This window comes from Limimonas halophila (genome assembly GCF_900100655.1).
In the GTDB taxonomy this organism is placed as follows: domain Bacteria; phylum Pseudomonadota; class Alphaproteobacteria; order Kiloniellales; family Rhodovibrionaceae; genus Limimonas; species Limimonas halophila.
In genome coordinates this window covers 612133-625853 of the sequence record NZ_FNCE01000001.1, presented here as the reverse complement: position 1 = coordinate 625853, position 13721 = coordinate 612133, and the positions used below count along the sequence as shown (strand labels likewise).

The following is a 13721-nucleotide window of genomic DNA, read 5'->3' as shown; positions in this document are numbered from 1 at the left end:
TTGAACGAAGGCATCCTGCACGGTTTCGGCTCACTCGATGTTCTGGACCTGCTCGCGAAGCTGCTCGACGGCGTTCTTGAGCGCCACACCCGTGCGGGTCAACGCCGTGTCGCTCGACTTCGAGCACACCGTGTTGGCTTCGCGGTTGAGTTCCTGACAGAAGAAGTCCAGGCGCCGGCCGATCGCCCCGCCCTGCGTCAGAAGCTCGCGCACGGCGGCGTCGTGGGCGGCGAGCCGGTCTAGCTCCTCGCGCACGTCGGCCTTGCTGGCCAGCACGGCGGCCTCCTGCGCCAGCCGGTCCTCGGACAGCCCCACGTCCGTGTCCAGCAGCTCGGCGACCTGACGGCGCAGGCGCTCGCGCAGGGCGTCGGGCTGCGCCGCGGCGCTGGCACGGGCGGTGTCGATCAGGCCGGCGATTTCGTCCAGGTGCGCCATGGCCGCGGTCTTCAGGCGCTCGCCCTCGGCGCGGCGCGCCTCGCCCAGCTCCGCCAGCGCGCCGTCCAGGTCGGCCAGCATCTTCTCCTGGCGCGCGCCGACGACGTCCGGGTCTTCCTCGGGCGTGTCGGCGGTTTGAAGCACGCCCTTGATGTTGAGCAGGCCGTCGACGCGCGGCGGCGCGACCTCGGTTTCGCCCGCGATCTCCCGCGACAGCGCAAGCAGCTGGTTCAGCATCTCGCGGTTGACCTGGAAGCTCGGCTGCGTCTGCCCACGGTCCAGCGAGAGCGTGACGTTGACAGTGCCGCGCGTGCACACGCCCTGCACCGCGCTGCGCACGCGCTGCTCCAGCGCTTCCATGCCGTTCGGCAGGCGCAGGCGCACGTCGAGCCCGCGCGCGTTGACGCTCTTCAGCTCCCAGGTCCAGGCGACCTGGTCGTCCCCGCCGTCGCGGCGGGCAAATCCGGTCATGCTGGCGACGGTCACGGCGCTTCCCCGTGCTAAAGGTCTGCGGGTGCGCGAGAGGTGCCACGCGCCGCGCCCGGGCACAAGATGCCGCAATCCGTGCGGGCGCACGCTTGGGTGGCACGGTCCGTGCCGCTAACGTTCAGCCGGTGATTCACCCTCTGCGATGGAGGCGTGCGTGGCGAACGCCGTCCGCGACCCCCGATCCGTGCTTATCACCGGCGCGTCCAGCGGCATCGGCGCGGCACTGGCGCGCGCGTACGCGGCGCCGGGCGTGACCCTCTTCCTCAGCGGGCGCAACGCCGAGCGGCTCGAGCAGGTCGCGGCGGCCGCGCGGCAGTCGGGTGCCCAGGTGAACACCCGCACGCTGGACGTGGACGACCGCGAAGCAACGGCCGCGTGGGTGGCCGAGGCGGACGCGACCGCCCCGCTGGAGCTGGCGATCGCCAACGCCGGCATTTCCGCCGGCACGGGAAGCGGCGCCGAAAGCGCCGAGCAGGCGCGCGCCATCTTCGCCACCAACCTGGGCGGCGTGCTCAACACCCTGGACCCGGGGATCGAGCGCATGCGCGAACGCGGACGCGGCCAGATCGCCATCGTCAGCTCGCTGGCGGCCTTTCGCGGCTTCCCGGGGGCGCCCGCCTACTGCGCCAGCAAGGCGGCCGTGCGCGTTTGGGGCGAAGCCCTGCGCGGCCATCTGGCGGACGCGGGGATCGGCGTCAGCGTGGTCTGTCCTGGCTTCGTGGAAACGCCAATGACGTCGGTGAACGCCTTCCCCATGCCCTTCCTGATGGACGCCGACCGTGCCGCCTGGCGCATCAAACGAAGGTTGGCGAAAGACAAACCGCGTATCAGCTTTCCGCGCCCGCTGGCGGCGGCCGTGTGGCTGCTGGCCGCGCTACCGCCGGGTGTCACGGACGCGCTGCTCAGCCGCCTGCCCGCCAAGGATTAATTGCTGCGCTGCCGCTCGCGGTACTCGGCGACGTTCTCGTTGTGGGCTTCCAGCGTCTTGGCGAAGGCGTGGCCGCCGTTGCCGCTGGCGACGAAATAGAGGTACTCGGTGTCCGCCGGGTTCAGCGCCGCCTTGATCGCCGCGCGGCCGGGGTTTGCGATGGGCCCCGGCGGCAGCCCCTTGCGGGTGTAGGTGTTGTAGGGGTCGTCGCGGTCCAGATCGGCTTGCGTCAACGGCCGGTCGAGCGTCTTTTCGCCCTCGGTGACGGCATAGCGCACCGTGGGGTCGGACTGAAGGCGCATGCCCTTGCGCAGCCGGTTGATGAAGACGCCGGCGATCACGGCGCGCTCGTCCGGAACGGCCGTTTCCTTTTCCACGATCGAGGCCAGCGTCACGGCCTCGCGCTTGGAATGGATGGGCAAATCCGTGGCGCGCTCGGGCCAGAGCTTCGCCAGCAGGCGGTCCATCGACGCCTGCATGCGGTTGATCATGCGCGCCCGCGTGTGACCGCGGCTGTAGGTGTAGGTTTCCGGCAGCAGCGTGCCCTCTGCCGGGATCTCGCGGATCGCGCCGGACAGCGCCTCGGCCTCGCGCACGCGCTCGACCACCTGGGCGCTGGTCAGGCCCTCGGGAATCGTCAGGCTGTAGGTCACGGTGCGGCCGGCGACGATCCGCGCCAGCGCCTTGTCGGGACTGACGGCCGGCGGGAAGGCGTACTCGCCGGCCTTGAGGGCGCCGGCCCGGTCCGTCAGACGCGCACCGAGGCTGAAGACGAGTTCGTGTTCGATAACGCCCGCAGCCTTCAGCTTGCGCGCGACGGTCGACAGCCCTGCGCCGTGCGGAATCTCGACCGTCGTGCGCGCTTCCAGCGGGCCGGGCGATTCGAACTGCTTCGTGCCCCAGATCAGCCCGGTCGCCCCGGCAACGACGATGCCGGTGGCGAAGAAGGAGAGAAGAACGAGCAGCCGCCTCACGCGCTCCCGCCGTCAGCCCTCGTACGTCCCGAAGATGACGCTCGCATTCGTGCCCCCGAACCCGAAGGAATTGGACAGCGCCCGGCGGACCGGCCGTTCCTTCGCCTGGTGCGGCACGAGGTCGACATCGTCGCACTCCGGCGACGGGTCGTCCAGGTTAAGCGTCGGCGGCACCACCCCGCGCTGGGTCGCCAGGATGGAGAAGATGGCCTCCACGGCACCGGCCGCGCCCAGCAGGTGGCCGATGGCGGATTTCGTGGACGACATCGACATGGTGTAGGCGTGATCGCCGAACAGCCGCTTCACGGCGTTCAGCTCGATCTCGTCCCCGCGCGGCGTCGAGGTGCCGTGCGCGTTGACGTAGTCGATGTCCGTCGCATCCAGCTTCGCCGAGCGCAGGGCGCCCTTCATCGAGCGGTAGGCGCCGTTGCCGTCCTCCGCCGGGGCGGTGATGTGGTAGGCGTCGCCGGACATGCCGTAGCCCAGGACCTCACCGTAGATCGGCGCGCCGCGGGCCTTGGCGTGCTCCAGTTCTTCCAGCACGACCGTGCCGGCACCTTCGCCCATGACAAAGCCGTCGCGGCCCTGGTCCCACGGGCGCGACGCCCGCTCGGGCTGGTCGTTGTAGCCGGTGGACAGCGCCTTGGCGGAGGAGAAGCCGGCCATGCCCACGCGGCACACCGCGGCTTCCGCACCCCCGGCCACCATGACGTCGGCGTCGTCCAGCGCGATCAGCCGCGCCGCGTCGCCGATGGCGTGCGCCCCGGTCGAGCACGCCGTGACCACGGCGTGGTTGGGGCCGCGGAAGCCGTAGCGGATGGACACCTGCCCCGAGACGAGGTTGATCAGCGCCGCCGGGATGAAGAACGGCGACAGGCGCCGGGGCCCGCGCTCGCGCACGGTCACGGCCCCCTCGCAGATCGTCTGGAGACCGCCGATGCCGGAGCCGATCATCACGCCGGTCCGGTCGCGGCTCTCCTCGTCCTCGGGCATCCAGCCCGAATCCTCGACGGCCTGCTGCGCCGCGCACAAGCCGTAGACGATGAACTCGTCCAGCTTGCGCTGGTCCTTGCGGGCCACCCACTCGTCGGGGTCGAAGCCCCCGTCGGCCTTGGTGCCCCTGGGCACCTGCCCCGCGATGCGGGAGGCAATGTCCGAAACGTCGAAGGAATCGATCTCCCGAACGCCGGACTGGCCGTCGAGAAGGCGCTGCCACGAGGCTTCGACGCCGCATCCAAGCGGCGTCAGCAAGCCCAGGCCGGTGATCACTACGCGTCTCATGGGCGCGGTTCGGCTCGCTCAGCGTGTCCGGATGGGCTTCAGCCGGCGTGCTCCTGGATGAAGTTCACCGCGTCCTTGACGGTCACGATCTTTTCGGCCGCGTCGTCCGGAATCTCGCAGCCGAACTCCTCCTCGAACGCCATGACCAGCTCGACGGTGTCGAGGCTGTCGGCGCCCAGATCGTCGATGAAGCTGGCGTTGTCGGTGACCTTGGACTCGTCGACGCCCAGGTGCTCGACGACGATCTTCTTCACGCGCTCGCCGGTGTCGTTCTCACTCATGGCTTGTCGTGACCCTTCCCCTCGGTGTGAGCATCCCGGATGCATCCATCCGGGATGCATCCGCACACAGTGAAACGGCGTCGGCTGCTAGCACAGGCGGCCATGCACTGGCCAGCCATAACCCCCGAAACAGGGGTCACAGCATGGCCATTCCCCCGTTGACGTGCAAGGTATGGCCCGTGACGTAGCTTGCTGCCGGACTTGCGAGATAGGCGGCGGCGGACGCCACCTCGTCCGCCTGGCCCATGCGGCCGGCGGGAATGCGCGCCAGGATCTGCTCGCGCTGATCCTCGCTCAACTCGTCTGTCATGGCGGACTCGATGAATCCGGGCGCGATGCAGTTGACCGTGATGCCGCGCGCGGCCGTTTCCGCTGCCAGCGACTTGCTGAAGCCCATCAGCCCGGCCTTCGAGGCGACGTAGTTGCCCTGCCCCGGATTGCCGATCGCGCCCACGACCGAGGCGACGTTGATGATGCGGCCCCAACGGCGCTTCATCATGCCCTTGAGCGCGCCGCGCGACAGGCGGAAGGCGGCCGTCAGGTTGACGTCCAGCACGTCCTGCCAGTCCTCGTCCTTCATGCGCATGACGAGGGTGTCGCGCGTCAGCCCGGCGTTGTTCACCAGGATGTCCAGCGAACCCAGCGCCTTCTCGGCCTCGCCCGGCAGCTTGCTCACGGCGTCGCCGTCGCGCAGGTCGCAGGGCGTTACGGCCACGCGCTCGCCCAACTCGTCGGCCAGGGTGTCCAGCTTCTCGCGCCGCGTGCCGGACAGGGCCACCGAGGCGCCCTGGGCGTGAAGCGTGCGCGCGATCGCGCCGCCGATTCCGCCGGAGGCGCCGGTCACCAGCGCCGCCTTGCCGGTCAGGTCGAACATCCCGCCTCCTCACGTCCGCGATACAGTCCGCGCGCCCTGCGCGCTGCGATTCAGCTCAGGCGCTCCAGCAACGCGTCGATCTGCTCCGGCCCGCCCACGGCCTGGCTCGCCAGCGAGCGGTCGATGCGCCGCGCGAGGCCGCTGAGCGTCGTGCCGTGGCCCACCTCGACGAGCGTGTCCACGTCCCGCGCCTGCATTGTCTGCACGCTCTCGCGCCAGCGCACTGTGCGCGTCACCTGCTCCACGAGGCGCTCGCGGATGGCTTCGGGCTCGGTTTCCGGCTGCGCGGTCACGTTGCTGACGACCGGCAGGCTGGGCGCGGCGATCGGCGTGTCGGCCAGCGCCCGCTCCATCGTCTCAGCCGCCGGCGTCATCAGGCGACAGTGGAAGGGTGCGGAGACCGGCAGCATGACCGCCCGCTTGGCGCCGCGCTCCTTGGCGAGCGTCACCGCGCGCTCCACTGCGGCCGTGTCGCCGCTGACGACGACCTGTCCCGGCGCGTTGTCGTTCGCCGGCTCGCAGACGCCCTGATCCGCGGCCTGCTCGGCGATATCGCGAACGGTGTCCAGGTTGAGACCCATGAGCGCCGCCATCGCGCCCTGGCCCACCGGCACCGCGTCCTGCATCGCCTGCCCGCGCGTGCGCAATAGCCGGGCCGTCGTCGCCACGTCCAGCGAGCCCGCGGCGGCCAGCGCCGAGTACTCGCCCAGGGAGTGACCCGCCATGAAGGCCCCGTGATCGGCCAGGCGCAGGCGGCCCTGCTCCTCCACCACGCGCACGACGGCCAGGCTGACGGCCATCAGCGCCGGCTGCGCGTTGGCGGTGAGCGTCAACTCATCCTCCGGCCCCTCCGCCATCAGGCGCGACAGGTGCTGGCTCAGCGCGTCGTCGATTTCCTCGAAGGTCTCGCGCGCGCTGGCGTAGGTGGCCGCCAATTCACGGCCCATGCCGACTGCCTGCGAGCCCTGCCCGGGAAACACGAAAGCCCGCGCCATGGCGAACGCTCCTCAAATCGAAATGGCGCACGGTGCTGGCGAGCGCGGCGCAGGCATAGCGTCTGCCCGGCTCCTGTCAAGGTTCACCGCACATCATTGCGGGATTGCATCGTATCCCACGCGGGTGTCCGGGTGAATCGAGCCCGCGCGAACGACGGAAAGCGGGCCGCACCCTGTTGCGTTGCGCACGCTGGTTTGTATGCTCCGGCCTCCTCGCAAAGCCTCCTCGCCGGCCCGCGGCGGGGGCCTGCCGGATCGCCGGCGGGCTTGGAGACGGGCCGGCTAGGGCCGCCCGGCTTCCCGGTCCAAGTCCGTGGAGCTACGGCCCGCGAAACAGCCAAGAGGAGCGGACAACAGATGCCGTATTACGAGAGCGTGTTCATCGCACGCCAGGACGTGTCGTCCTCCAACGTGGAAGAGTTGGCCGGTCAGTTTCAGCAGATCGTCGAGGAGTACGGCGGTCGCGTGACCAAGACCGAGCACTGGGGCCTGCGCAACCTCGCGTACCGGATCAAGAAGAACCGCAAGGGGCATTACGTGATGTTCAATCTCGATTGCCCGCCGGAAGCGGTTCACGAGCTCGAGCGCAACATGCGCTTCAACGAGGACATCATCCGCTATCTCACGCTTCGCACCGAGACGCTGGATGACAATCCCTCGGTGATGATGGAGCGCAAGGAGCGCAAAGACGGGCGCCGCGGCGGTGGCCGGGGCGGCCGGCGCCGGAACGAGTAACGCGCGCCTCAGCCCGCATTCCACACGCCCCGGCCCATCGACCGTTCGGCCAGCCGGGGTGAACCGGACGCAACGGAGGACAGACCGGCATGGCAGTCGAAATCGTCAGCCGCGGCGGCGCCGTTCGCCGCCCCTTCTATCGTCGGCGCAAGAGCTGCCCCTTCTCGGGCCCGAACGCGCCCACGATCGACTACAAGGACACCAAGCTGCTGCAGCGCTTCATCAGTGAGCGCGGCAAGATCGTGCCCAGCCGCATCACGGCCGTCTCGGCCAAGAAGCAGCGCGAGCTGGCGCAGGCGATCAAGCGCGCGCGTCACCTGGCCCTGCTGCCCTACGTGATTTCGTAACGCCGGTTCCGGCGCGAAGGAGGAAACGGTCATGAACGTGATTCTCTTGGAGCGCGTGGGCAGCCTGGGCCACATGGGCGACGAGGTGCGCGTGCGCGACGGCTTCGCGCGCAACTACCTCCTGCCCCAGGGCAAGGCGCTGCGCGCCAATGAAAGCAACCGCGAGTACTTCCGTGCCCGCCGGGCGGAGATCGAGGCGCGCAACCTCGAGCGCCGCCGGGAGGCCGAGAAGGCCGCGGAAAAGATCAACGGCCTGTCGCTCACCATGATCCGTCAGGCCGGCGAGACGGGCCAGCTCTACGGGTCCGTCACCGCGCGCGACATCGCCGACGCCCTGCGCGAGAAGGGCGCCCAGGTGGAGCGCGGCCAGGTGCTGCTGGACCGCCAGATCAAGTCGGTGGGGCTGCACCCGATCGCCGTGCGCCTGCACGCCGAGGTCGAGGCCAGCGTCACCGTCAACGTGGCCCGCTCCGAGGCGGAGGCCGAGCATCAGGCGTCCGCCGGCCGCACCGTCAGCGTCGAGGAGCAGCGCGAGATCGCCGAGCAGGCGGTCGACGAGGTGCTCTCCGAGGTCGAGGCGCTGGAAGAGGAAAGCGGCCAGCCCGAAGAGACCACGGGCTAACGTCTCCGCACGAAACGTCCGGTCGCCGTTCGGCGCGCATCGCCGCCGGGCGGCGGCTGGACCCGTATTTCCGGCTTCGCTAAACTTCAGCCAAGTGAGGTTGAGACGGCTCGGCCCGGGTGGTCCGAGCCGTTCCGTATGCTCGCATGTTGGATCGTGCGGGCAGGCCCGACGGGGCGGAGCGCTGCTGTCGCCGCCCCGGCCTGGCCCGCTTCGGACGGGAGAGACGCACCCATGCTGGCCGCGCTGCTGTTCCGGCAAGTCGTGCGGGAAGGCACGCTGACGGTCGTGGATGCGGCGGGCAAATCGGAGACCTTCGGCCGGGGTGAACCGCGCGTCACGGTGCGGCTGCACGATCGCGCCACCGAATACAAGCTGCTGACGAACCCGAAACTCCACCTCGGCGAGGCCTACATGGACGGCCGCCTGACGGTGGAGGACGGCAGCCTTTACGATTTTCTCGAACTCGCCGGCCGCAACGTCGTCAACGTGGAGCAGCACCCGCTGTGGGGCATGTTCGACCGCGTGGGCCGGGCGCTGCGCCCGATCCAGACCTTCAACCCGGTCAGCCGGGCGCGCCGCAACGTCGCCCACCACTACGACCTCTCGGGCGAGCTCTACGATCTCTTCCTGGACAGCGACCGGCAGTATTCCTGCGCCTATTTCACGCACCCCGACAACACCCTGGAACAGGCGCAGCACGACAAGAAGCGCCACATCGCGGCGAAGCTGCGGCTCGACCGGCCGGGTCTCTCGGTGCTCGACATCGGCTCCGGCTGGGGCGGTCTGGGCCTTTACCTGGCAAACACGGCGGATGCGCAGGTCACGGGGCTCACGCTGTCGGATGAGCAGATCAAGCTCTCGCGCGAGCGCGCGCGCAAGGCGGGCCTGGACGGCAGGGTCGATTTCAAGCTGGAGGACTACCGCAACCTCTCGGGGCGCTTCGACCGCATCGTCTCGGTGGGGATGTTCGAGCACGTGGGCACGGCCCACTACCCCGAGTTCTTCCGCACGGTGCGCGACCGCTTGGCCGACGACGGGGTGGCCCTGCTGCATTCCATCGGGCGCATGGACCCGCCGGGCGGCACCAACCCGTGGCTGCGCAAATACATCTTCCCCGGCGGCTACACCCCGGCGCTGTCGGAGGTGCTGGCCGTCGTCGAGCGCACCGGCCTGTGGGTGACGGATATCGAGATCCTGCGCCTGCACTACGCGGAGACGCTGCGCGCTTGGCGCGAGCGCTTCATGGCGAACCGGGACCGCGTCAAGGACCTCTACGACGAACGGTTCTGCCGCATGTGGGAGTTCTATCTCGCCGGCTGCGAGGTGTCCTTCCGCCACATGGGCCAGATGGTGTTCCAGATGCAGCTTGCCCGGCGGCAGGACGCCGTGCCGCTGACGCGTGACTACATCACCGACTGGGAGCGCGCCCAGGCCGCCCCGCAGGAGGCCGTGGCCGCGGAATGACCGCGGGCGGCTCCTTGAACGCGTCGAGTTGTCCCCGTTGTCCACATTTTCCACAGGATGGGTAGGCGGCCGCTGTCTGCTAGGATCGGGGGCCGTCCGGAAAGCAGGAAGGTGTCATGGCGAGCGCGGCGCTGGATCAATCGCAGACGGCCGAGCGCACCCCGCCCGTTAACTATGAGGCCGAGCAAGCCCTGCTCGCCGCCATCCTGGCCAACAACCAGGCCTACGAGCGCGTCGCCGACTTCCTGCGCGCCGATCACTTCGCCGACGCCGTGCACGGGCGCATCTACGCCGCCTGCGCCAAGCTGATCGACCGCGGCCAGATCGCCAACGCGGTGACGCTCAAGAACGTCTTCGAGCGCGACAACGCCCTGCAGGACGTGGGCGGCAGCCAGTACCTCACCGACCTGCAGAACGCGCACGTCACCGCGATCAACGCGGAACACTACGGCCGCACGATCCACGACCTGCATCTGCGCCGGCAGCTGATCGCGCTCGGCGAGGACATCGTCAACGAGGCCTTCGACTACAACCTGGACAGCCGCGCCACCGAGCAAATCGAGGCGACGGAGCAAAAGCTCTTCCAGCTCGCCGAGACGGGGCAGAGCGAGGGCGACTTCAAGGCCTTCTCCACGGCCCTGACCCAGGCCGTGACCCAGGCGGAGTCGGCCCACCGGCGGCAAGGTCAGATCGCCGGCGTCACCACCGGGCTGGAGGATCTCGATCAGCTTCTGGGCGGGCTGCACAACACCGACCTGATCGTGCTCGCCGGCCGGCCCGGGATGGGCAAGACGGCGCTGGCCACGAACATCAGCTTCAACGCCGCGCGCCGGCGGGTGGACCGCGGCGAGAACGAGGGCGCGGTGGTCGGCTTCTTCTCCCTGGAAATGGCGGCGGAACAGCTCGCCACGCGCATCCTCTCCGAGCAGAGCGGCATCGATTCCGAGAACATCCGGCGCGGCAAGATCTCGTCGGAGGACTTCGAATCCGTCGTCCAGGCCAGCCACGAGCTGAGCACCCTGCCCTTCTACATCGACGACACCCCGGCGATCTCCGTGGGCCAGGTGCGCCAGCGCGCCCGGCGGCTGAAGCGCCAGCACAACCTGGGGATGATCGTCGTCGACTACCTCCAGCTCATGCAGCCCACGGCGGGCAGCAAGCCCGAAAGCCGCGTGCAGGAGATCTCGGAGATCACGCGCGGGCTGAAGGTGATCGCCAAGGAGCTTGACGTGCCCGTGCTGGCGCTGTCGCAGCTCTCCCGCGCGGTGGAGCAACGCGAGGACAAGCGCCCGCAGTTGGCCGATCTGCGCGAATCCGGAACGATCGAACAGGATGCCGACGTGGTGATGTTCGTCTACCGCGAGGAGTACTACCTGGCCAAGCAGGAACCCGCTCAACGCGCCGACGAGTCGGACGAGAAGCTGCAGGAACGCATCGACAAGTGGAAACAGAAGATGGAGCGCGCCTACGGCGTCGCCGAGGCCATCGTCGCCAAGCAGCGCCACGGCCCCACAGGGCAGGTGAAGCTGGCCTTCGACGGCGGCACGACGCGCTTCGGCAACCTTGCCGCCGAGGATCAGTTCCCCGATGAGGGCTGAGGCCGGTCCCCTGGCCGCGCGCGCCGGCGGCATCCTGCACATCGATCTCGACGCCATCGCGGCCAACTACCGGCGTCTCGCGCGGGAAGCGGGCGCGGCGGCGTGTGGCGCCGCCATCAAGGCCGACGCCTACGGACTCGGCATGGACCGCGTCGCGCCCGTGCTGGCGCGGGAAGGCGCCGATCCCTTCTTCGTCGCCACGATCGACGAGGGGCTGGCGCTGCGCCACGTGCTCACCGAAGCCGGCTTCCCGCATGCCGGCATCCAGGTGCTCAACGGCCTGCCGCCGGACACTGGGGAGACGCTGCTGGCGCACGGGCTGACACCTGTGCTCAACAGCCTCGCGGACATCGACGCGTGGCGCGCCCGCGCCCGCGAACGGGACGAAAAGCTGCCCGCCGCGCTGCACGTGGACACGGGCATGAGCCGCCTGGGCCTGCCCGACGACGAGACGGCGCGCCTGATCCGCGAGCCGGAGCGGCTCAAGGGTATCGGCCTGACGGCGGTGATGAGCCACCTCGCCTGCGCCGACGAACCGGACCACGCGGAAAACAGCGCTCAGCTGGCGCGCTTCCGCACGGCCGCGCAGCGCCTGCCGGCCGGGCCGCGCTCGCTGGCCAATTCCTCGGGGGTCTTCCTGGGCCGCGCCTACCACTTCGATCTGGTGCGCCCGGGCGCGGCGCTCTACGGGATCAACCCAACGCCGGGCCGGCCGTCGCCGGTCCGCCCGGTGGTGCGCCTGCGCGGCCGCGTGCTTCAGGTACGCCAGATTGACCGGTACCGGGGGGTCGGCTACGGTTCGACCTACCGCGCCAGCCGCCCGACCCGGGTGGCGACGGTGGGCGTCGGCTACGGGGACGGCTATCCCATCGCCGTGTCCAACCGGGGCGTGGCCGTCGCCGCGGGTCGGCGCGTGCCGGTGGCCGGACGCGTCTCGATGGACTCGCTCACCCTGGACATCACCGATATCCCGCACGACAGCCTCGCGCCGGGCGATTTCGTGGACCTGCTGGACGACACGCACGACGTCGACGCGCTCGCCGCGGAAGCGGGCACGATCGGCTACGAGATCCTCACCGGGCTCGGCGCGCGCCTGCACCGCAGCTACCACGGCGGAGACGGCTGACCGCGCATGGCGTTCCTGCAACTGATCGGCCGCACCCTCCTGAGTTTCCTGGCGGCGACCGGGCGGCTGGCGATGTTCGCGCTGACGGCGCTGTCGCACTGCGTGCGACCGCCGTTCTACTTTCGCAATCTGGGCGCGCAGCTCGTGGAGATCGGGTACTACTCCCTGCCCGTGGTGGGGCTGACGGCGATCTTCACCGGCATGGTGCTGGCGCTGCAGAGCTACACCGGCTTCGCGCGCTTCAACGCGGAAAGCACCATTCCCCAGGTGGTGGTGGTCTCGATCACGCGCGAACTGGGGCCGGTGCTCGCCGGGCTCATGGTGGCGGGCCGCGTCAGCTCGGCCAACGCGGCGGAAGTGGGCACGATGCGTGTGACCGAGCAGATCGACGCGCTGATTACGCTGGCGACCGATCCCTTTAAGTACTTGATCGCGCCGCGCATCGTGGCCGGCATCATCGCGCTGCCGGTGTTGGTGCTGGTGGCCGACACGATCGGGATCTTCGGCGGCTACCTGGTGGGGATCTACAAGCTGGACTTCACGGCCGCGACCTACCTCAACAACACCATTTCCTTCATGCAGCCGATGGACGTGGTGTCGGGTCTGGTGAAAGCGGCCGTGTTCGGCTTCCTCATCACGCTGATGGGCTGTTACCACGGCTACCATTCCAGCGGCGGCGCGCAGGGCGTGGGCGCGGCCACGACGAACGCGGTCGTTTCCGCCTCCATCCTGATCCTGTCGTCCAACTACCTGATCACGGAGCTGTTCTTCGCACGATGAGCGCCGCCCCCAAGATCCGCTGCCGCGATCTCCACAAGGCGTTCGGCGCAAACCAGGTGCTGCGCGGCCTCGACCTGGACGTCATGCCCGGCGAGTCCGTGGTGGTCATCGGCGGTTCGGGCACCGGCAAGTCCGTGCTGCTGAAGTGCATCCTCAACATCATCCGCCCGGACAGCGGCAGCATTCAGCTGGACGGCCAGGAGGCGACGAAGGTGCGCGGGCGCGAGCGCGATGCCATGCTGCGGCGCTTCGGCATGCTGTTCCAGAACGCCGCGCTGTTCGACTCCCTGCCCGTGTGGAAAAATGTTGCTTTCGCGCTGATCGAAAGCGAGCGCATGGACCGCGACGCCGCGCGCGAGGCGGCGGAGGAAAAGCTCGCCGCGGTGGGCCTGCGCAACGAAGTGGCCGACCTCTACCCGGCGGAGCTCTCGGGCGGCATGAAGAAGCGCGTGGGCCTGGCGCGCGCCATCGCCACCGCGCCCGAGATCATCTTCTTCGACGAGCCCACGACCGGCCTGGACCCGATCATGGGCGACGTCATCAACGAGCTGATCCTGGGCTGCGTGCGCGAGCAGAACGTCACCACGCTCTCCATCACCCACGACATCGCCAGCGCCCGCAAGATCGGGCACCGCATCGCCATGCTGCACCAGGGCGAGATCATCTGGACCGGCTCCGTGGCGGAGATGGACGCCACCGACAACCCCTACGTCCAGCAGTTCATCCACGGCCGCGCCGAAGGCCCCATCCAGATGCCGGTGCGACGGCTGTAACGCCCCGGGAGCACCG

15 protein-coding genes are annotated in these 13721 nt (G+C 69.4%); 9 read left to right on the top strand and 6 right to left on the bottom strand.

Translation table 11 applies throughout. The features are described from left to right. Nucleotides 1-30 precede the first annotated feature (30 nt). A complete protein-coding gene (locus BLQ43_RS02890; protein WP_218119094.1) occupies nt 31-921 on the bottom strand; it encodes a YicC/YloC family endoribonuclease in 891 nt (296 codons plus the stop codon). A gap of 157 nt (nt 922-1078) precedes the next feature. Between BLQ43_RS02890 and BLQ43_RS02885 the strand changes: the two genes are divergently transcribed. Beyond that, nucleotides 1079-1852 (top strand): SDR family NAD(P)-dependent oxidoreductase, encoded by a 774-nt coding sequence (locus BLQ43_RS02885; RefSeq protein ID WP_245659418.1) that lies wholly within the window; start codon nt 1079-1081, stop codon nt 1850-1852. Here BLQ43_RS02885 and mltG read toward each other — a convergent pair. From mltG to fabD, 5 genes are all read right to left on the bottom strand, one after another. Next, the gene (gene mltG, locus BLQ43_RS02880) at nt 1849-2826 is read right to left on the bottom strand and encodes an endolytic transglycosylase MltG (RefSeq protein WP_090018595.1); all 978 of its coding nucleotides are present in this window, start codon (nt 2824-2826) and stop codon (nt 1849-1851) included. The genes BLQ43_RS02885 and mltG overlap by 4 nt on opposite strands. A 12-nt stretch (nt 2827-2838) precedes the next feature. Next, on the bottom strand, nt 2839-4107 hold the full coding sequence (gene fabF / locus BLQ43_RS02875; protein ID WP_090018594.1) for a beta-ketoacyl-ACP synthase II: 1269 nt from the start codon (nt 4105-4107) through the stop codon (nt 2839-2841). Between the two features lie 38 nt (nt 4108-4145). After that, entirely contained in the window at nt 4146-4388 is a 243-nt protein-coding gene (locus BLQ43_RS02870; protein ID WP_090018593.1) for an acyl carrier protein, read from the bottom strand. Nucleotides 4389-4524: 136 nt separating this feature from the next. After that, nucleotides 4525-5262, bottom strand: coding sequence for a 3-oxoacyl-[acyl-carrier-protein] reductase (gene fabG, locus BLQ43_RS02865; RefSeq protein ID WP_090018592.1), 738 nt, complete (start codon nt 5260-5262; stop codon nt 4525-4527). Nucleotides 5263-5312: 50 nt separating this feature from the next. Next, nucleotides 5313-6257: an ACP S-malonyltransferase gene (gene fabD / locus BLQ43_RS02860; protein WP_090018591.1), complete on the bottom strand. Its 945-nt coding sequence runs from the start codon at nt 6255-6257 to the stop codon at nt 5313-5315. A gap of 357 nt (nt 6258-6614) precedes the next feature. Here fabD and rpsF point away from each other — a divergent pair, with 357 nt between their 5' ends. The 8 genes from rpsF to BLQ43_RS02820 all read left to right on the top strand — a co-directional run bounded on the left by rpsF (nt 6615) and on the right by BLQ43_RS02820 (nt 13705). Beyond that, nucleotides 6615-6992 (top strand): 30S ribosomal protein S6, encoded by a 378-nt coding sequence (gene rpsF, locus BLQ43_RS02855; protein WP_090018590.1) that lies wholly within the window; start codon nt 6615-6617, stop codon nt 6990-6992. Nucleotides 6993-7081: 89 nt separating this feature from the next. Then, the gene (rpsR, locus tag BLQ43_RS02850; RefSeq protein WP_090018589.1) at nt 7082-7339 is read left to right on the top strand and encodes a 30S ribosomal protein S18; all 258 of its coding nucleotides are present in this window, start codon (nt 7082-7084) and stop codon (nt 7337-7339) included. Between the two features lie 31 nt (nt 7340-7370). Next, nucleotides 7371-7961 (top strand): 50S ribosomal protein L9, encoded by a 591-nt coding sequence (gene rplI, locus BLQ43_RS02845; RefSeq protein WP_090018588.1) that lies wholly within the window; start codon nt 7371-7373, stop codon nt 7959-7961. Nucleotides 7962-8195: 234 nt separating this feature from the next. Further along, complete coding sequence (locus BLQ43_RS02840) at nt 8196-9428, top strand: cyclopropane fatty acid synthase (RefSeq protein ID WP_090018587.1); 1233 nt, start codon at nt 8196-8198, stop codon at nt 9426-9428. Between the two features lie 116 nt (nt 9429-9544). Next, entirely contained in the window at nt 9545-11026 is a 1482-nt protein-coding gene (locus BLQ43_RS02835) for a replicative DNA helicase (RefSeq protein ID WP_090018586.1), read from the top strand. Next, nucleotides 11016-12152 (top strand): alanine racemase, encoded by a 1137-nt coding sequence (gene alr, locus BLQ43_RS02830; RefSeq protein ID WP_090018585.1) that lies wholly within the window; start codon nt 11016-11018, stop codon nt 12150-12152. The genes BLQ43_RS02835 and alr overlap by 11 nt, the downstream gene beginning before the upstream one ends. 6 nt (nt 12153-12158) lie before the next feature. Further along, nucleotides 12159-12932 carry an MlaE family ABC transporter permease gene (locus tag BLQ43_RS02825; RefSeq protein WP_090018584.1) on the top strand — a complete coding sequence of 258 codons (774 nt, stop codon included), beginning with the start codon at nt 12159-12161 and terminating at the stop codon, nt 12930-12932. Next, nucleotides 12929-13705, top strand: a complete 777-nt coding sequence (locus tag BLQ43_RS02820) for an ABC transporter ATP-binding protein (protein ID WP_090018583.1) — start codon at nt 12929-12931, stop codon at nt 13703-13705. The genes BLQ43_RS02825 and BLQ43_RS02820 overlap by 4 nt, the downstream gene beginning before the upstream one ends. Nucleotides 13706-13721: the final 16 nt, after the last annotated feature.

Bases quoted from the DNA above. Each gene is read 5' to 3' on its own strand.
- fabF (WP_090018594.1), bottom strand. From the start codon at position 4,107: ATGAGACGCGTAGTGATCACCGGCCTGGGCTTGCTGACGCCGCTTGGA.
- BLQ43_RS02870 (WP_090018593.1), bottom strand. From the start codon at position 4,388: ATGAGTGAGAACGACACCGGCGAGCGCGTGAAGAAGATCGTCGTCGAG.
- fabG (WP_090018592.1), bottom strand. From the start codon at position 5,262: ATGTTCGACCTGACCGGCAAGGCGGCGCTGGTGACCGGCGCCTCCGGC.
- fabD (WP_090018591.1), bottom strand. From the start codon at position 6,257: ATGGCGCGGGCTTTCGTGTTTCCCGGGCAGGGCTCGCAGGCAGTCGGC.
- rpsF (WP_090018590.1), top strand. From the start codon at position 6,615: ATGCCGTATTACGAGAGCGTGTTCATCGCACGCCAGGACGTGTCGTCC.
- rpsR (WP_090018589.1), top strand. From the start codon at position 7,082: ATGGCAGTCGAAATCGTCAGCCGCGGCGGCGCCGTTCGCCGCCCCTTC.
- rplI (WP_090018588.1), top strand. From the start codon at position 7,371: ATGAACGTGATTCTCTTGGAGCGCGTGGGCAGCCTGGGCCACATGGGC.
- BLQ43_RS02840 (WP_090018587.1), top strand. From the start codon at position 8,196: ATGCTGGCCGCGCTGCTGTTCCGGCAAGTCGTGCGGGAAGGCACGCTG.
- BLQ43_RS02835 (WP_090018586.1), top strand. From the start codon at position 9,545: ATGGCGAGCGCGGCGCTGGATCAATCGCAGACGGCCGAGCGCACCCCG.
- alr (WP_090018585.1), top strand. From the start codon at position 11,016: ATGAGGGCTGAGGCCGGTCCCCTGGCCGCGCGCGCCGGCGGCATCCTG.
- BLQ43_RS02825 (WP_090018584.1), top strand. From the start codon at position 12,159: ATGGCGTTCCTGCAACTGATCGGCCGCACCCTCCTGAGTTTCCTGGCG.
- BLQ43_RS02820 (WP_090018583.1), top strand. From the start codon at position 12,929: ATGAGCGCCGCCCCCAAGATCCGCTGCCGCGATCTCCACAAGGCGTTC.